The organism is Xanthobacter aminoxidans (genome assembly GCF_023571765.1).
In the GTDB taxonomy this organism is placed as follows: domain Bacteria; phylum Pseudomonadota; class Alphaproteobacteria; order Rhizobiales; family Xanthobacteraceae; genus Xanthobacter; species Xanthobacter aminoxidans.
In genome coordinates this window covers 1-4051 of the sequence record NZ_JAMJXC010000044.1, presented here as the reverse complement: position 1 = coordinate 4051, position 4051 = coordinate 1, and the positions used below count along the sequence as shown (strand labels likewise).

Here is a 4051-nt window from a genome sequence, read left to right as displayed (position 1 = left end):
ACCTGTTCGGATACATCGAGGGCTTCTACAATTCCCGCCGCCTGCACTCCGCCCTCGGCTACATCAGCCCGGCCGAGATGGAACGCAGAGCGGCTTAACCCCGTCCACTTTTTCGGGGGAAGATCAGCTTCCCGACATGATCCGTATCCGCACCAACACTCTCTCACAGCTTCAACAGACAGGGGGTATGGTCCCTCAACGATAGGCCAGGATCTGTCCATACCCGGACGATGCGCCTCCGCCACCTCGACGATCTTGGCGAAGTCACTGAGCGAGCGGGTCAGACGGTCGTCCAGAACCATCGGTGCCACCATGCCGGTACAGCGCAATCCGGCGATTAAGGTAGTGGTCTTGCAGTGACCGTGCGGGACGAACGCCCGCAAGCGATGTCCGCGCCGGCAAGGCCATGGCGGCGGGCCATGTTGGTGGAGGCCCAGGTTTCGTCGATGAAGACGAGCCGGTCCGGATAGAGGTCGAGCTGCGCCTCGAACCAGACCCGGCGTTGCTTCAGGATGTCTGCCCTGTCCTGCTCGGCCGCGTGGGCAGTCTTTTTTGTGCGTTATGGCGTGGCGGGCGAAGAAGCGCCGGACCGTGCCATAGCCGACGCCGATCCCCCGTTCCGCCAGAAGGCGGCGCAGTTCCTCGGTGGTGAGGTCGGGCGTCTCCTTCAGAAGGCTCAGGATCAGGTCCCTGTGAGCTTCCACATGATGGGAATGGTTGTCGCCTCCGGCCCCCTTGGCGCGGCCCCCGTCTCACGGGACAGCTGCCGCCATCGGCTCACGCTTGCCGGGTTGACCGGCGAACGCCTCAGCCGCCGCGCGGTGGCTCATGCCACCCCCACCGCGGCGAGAACACGGACCCGAAGATCGAGCGACAACGCCTTGACCATGCCTGCCGGCCTCCAGCTCCGGCAGGAAGCTTGAAATAGCTCGGGCCTGATTTGAAAAGCCCAGTCGATTCAAAATGATCGGCTACCGCTCTAAGCACTTTGAACTGCACCAAAAAACGCACTACCCTAGTTAGAGGGTAAAGCAGGGATTAGGCATCGTGAAAGCACCGGAATGGAATGATCTGAGGTATTTCCTTGAGTTGGCGCGTAGCGGTAAGATTTCATTGACTGGAGTGAAGCTTGGCGTCCAGCATTCGACTGTGTCCCGTCGTATAGACAAGCTCGAAGCTAATTTGAAAACGGTGCTTTTCGACAGGCAACGGAATGGTTATCTCCTCACCGACGCAGGGCGGGCTTTGGTGCCGCACGCCGAAAAAATTGAGGCTGCTGTGCTCAGTGCGATGGAAGAGAGCAGCGGCTATACCGATAGCGTTGTCGGCACAGTTCGCGTTGGCACGCCCGAAGCCTTTGGCATCAAGTTCCTGTCGCCCAGCTTGGCCAGCCTTTACGCACAACACCCGAACCTGCACGTGGAATTGATAGCTCAGCCGCAATTTCCGAGCCTGAGCAGCCGCGAAGTGGAGCTTCTTGTGACCATGGAACGGCCGACGGTTGGTCGCTACATCGTATCAAAGCTGGGCACGGTCAACTACTTCCTCTTCGGATCTCCCAGTTACTTGGCATCTCACCCCACCATTCGTTCGATAGAGGATCTGGGGGCTCATTCTTTCATTGACTACGTCCATGATGGCCATGTGAGTATGCAGTATCAGTTCCTGTCCGAACTGGTCCAGCCTTCGCCTAGGCGGGTGTTCAGCTCGACGAGCGTGCTCGCTCAACGAACGGCTGCGGCGTCCGGGCTCGGCTTGGTGCTTCTAGCAAGGTTCGTAGCGGGCGAAGAAGACGACTTGGTCAGCATCTTTCCGGGGGAACCACTCATCACGCGAACGCTCTGGATTGCGGCACCTGAGGATCTGTTCCGAATTGGACGCATCCGCAATGTATGGAATCACATTCGAAGCGTTGTCGCAGCCCACCCGAATTTCTTCGGACAGACTTAGCGCTAGCAACCACACCTCTGAGGTGGTCCCGCATTGGCGGACAGTTTGGCGGCTTCGCTAAGCTTGGTTCTGGTGTGTGTGTCACGCCGCCATGTTGATGCCGTCGCAGGCCATGTGGACCTCCTCCGGCGTTCTGTCGCCGAGAGCCGAGTGGGGCCTCGTGCGATTGTAGTAGGTGATCCATCGGCCGATCCCGGCCCGCGTCTCGGAACCGGTCTCGAAGGCGTTGAGGTAGATGCACTCGTATTTCAGCGACCGCTAAAGGCGCTCGATGAACACGTTGTCCATCCACCGGCCGCGGTCATCCATGGAAATCCGCACGCCGGCGTGCAGCTGATCCCGACCAGGGCGCATTGGCGCGTGATCGGCAGTTGTGGGGTACGCATCCGGCGAAGGCCGCGGGATAAGGTGTCGCGCGGGCGTGGCTCAGGCGGCATTCTTCAGGTGATCTGCGGCTTTCCAGTTCGAGGGTAGCAGTTCGTCGATGGCCCGGGCGGGATGGCCGGGCAGGCGGGCGAGGACAGCGGCGAGCCAGGCCCTCGGGTCGACGTCGTTGAGCTTCGCGGTCTCGATCAGGGGGTACATGGCAGCAGCACGGCGTCCGCTGGCGTCGGATCCGGCGAAGGTCCAGTTTTTGCGGCCGAGGGCGATACCGCGTACGGCGCGCTCGGCCGCATTGTTCGAGAGGCAGAGGCGTCCGTCGTCCAGGAACCGGGCAAAGGCCGGCCAGCGCTTCAGCATGTAGTCGATCGCCCTGGCGGTATCGCTTTTGGAGGACAGCCTGGCGCGGTCGGCGCGAAGCCGGGCCTCCAGGTCGGCGACCAGAGGGCGACTGCGATCCTGCCGGACGCGGAGCCGCTCGTCGGGAGGCCTGCCGTTGATCTCACGCTCGATCTCGAAGATGGTGTCGATCGCCTTCACGATCGCTGCCGCCATGGGGGCTCGCTTGAGATCGGCGAGTTCGAAGAACTTGCGCCTCGCATGCGCCCAACACCCCACCTCGAGGATCGGGCCGGGCTTGCGGCTGGGGTCGTAGAGCCGGTTGTAGCCGGCGAAGGCATCGCACTGCATCGGGCCGGCATAGCGGTTGAGCCAGGCCTCGACGTGCTCGCCCGAGCGCGTGGCCGAGTAGAAGTATGCGGCGGCGGGAGCCGCGGCACCGGCGAAGGGGCGGTCGTCGCGCACCACGGCCCACAGATGTCCGGTGCGGGTCTTGCTTTTCGCCAGGACCGGGACCGGCGTGTCGTCGATGTGGATGCGTTCGGCGGCACGCACATGCGCCTCGATCCGCTCCACCAGGGGTGCGAGCGAGACGGTGACGGCGCCGACCCAGTCGGCCAGCGTGCTGTCGGTCAGGGCCACACCCTCGCGGGCGTAGCGTTCGCCCTGCCGGTGGAGCGGCAGGTGCATGGCGTACTTCGCGGTGATGATCTCGGCCAGCAGGTTCGGCCCGGCCCGGCCACGGGCGATCGGATGGAACGGGGCCGGCGCCCGGGCAATCGCCTCGCAGGCGCGGCAGGAGAACCTCTCGCGCACGTGCTGGACGACGAACCAACGCGCCAGGATCCGCTCAAGCGTCTCGGTGACGTCCTCTCCCAGTTTCGACAGCCGAGCCCCGCCGCAGCACGGGCAGACGGATGGTCCCGGGACGACCACTCGCTCACGCGGCAGATGCTCCGGCAGCGGACCGCGCATCGGCCGGCGCCGCTCGCGGGCCTCGTTCCTGGAAGGATCTACGGCGGCTACCGCCACCTGTGCCGCGATCTCTGCCGCCGCAAGGGTCTCCTCGGCGTCCTCAAGCATCAGCTCCAGTTGCTCGAGCTTGCGGCCCCGTTCGGAGGAGGTGCCGAAGGCCAGTCGACGAAGGCGGGCGATCTCCAAGCGGAGCTTCTCGATGAGCAGGCGCTCGCCCGCCTGCACCCGCTCCACGGCCAGCCGCGCCTCCCGCTCCGCGAGGATCATCGCGTGGGCGGCGGTGACGTGAGCCCCATTTCTCCTCCAGTTGAGGAGAGAGTCCGCCGGTTGATTTGTGGCCTCAGGCGGCCACGGTTTCCAGTGCGATTGTTGCGGCAAACTCGGCGGGGGATCGATGGCCCAGCGC

The 4051-nt window shown here is 63.9% G+C and carries 2 protein-coding genes and 2 pseudogenes; 1 reads left to right on the top strand and 3 read right to left on the bottom strand.

Annotated elements, in window-relative coordinates; genetic code table 11:
- Positions 1-275: 275 nt before the first annotated feature.
- Positions 276-889, bottom strand: a pseudogene (locus EJ105_RS28160) (IS630 family transposase); the annotation flags it as partial.
- Between the two features lie 158 nt (positions 890-1047).
- On the opposite strand from EJ105_RS28160, the gene EJ105_RS27385 reads away from it, so the two are divergent.
- Positions 1048-1950 (top strand): LysR family transcriptional regulator, encoded by a 903-nt coding sequence (locus EJ105_RS27385; RefSeq protein ID WP_250168847.1) that lies wholly within the window; start codon positions 1048-1050, stop codon positions 1948-1950.
- A gap of 81 nt (positions 1951-2031) precedes the next feature.
- Here the strand turns inward: EJ105_RS27385 and EJ105_RS27380 are convergent.
- Both EJ105_RS27380 and tnpC read right to left on the bottom strand, forming a co-directional pair.
- Positions 2032-2277 (bottom strand): annotated as a pseudogene (locus EJ105_RS27380) (integrase core domain-containing protein); the annotation flags it as partial.
- A gap of 99 nt (positions 2278-2376) precedes the next feature.
- Positions 2377-3912, bottom strand: coding sequence for an IS66 family transposase (tnpC, locus tag EJ105_RS27375; RefSeq protein WP_250168848.1), 1536 nt, complete (start codon positions 3910-3912; stop codon positions 2377-2379).
- Positions 3913-4051 lie beyond the last annotated feature (139 nt).

Bases quoted from the DNA above. Each gene is read 5' to 3' on its own strand.
- tnpC (WP_250168848.1), bottom strand. From the start codon at position 3,912: ATGATCCTCGCGGAGCGGGAGGCGCGGCTGGCCGTGGAGCGGGTGCAG.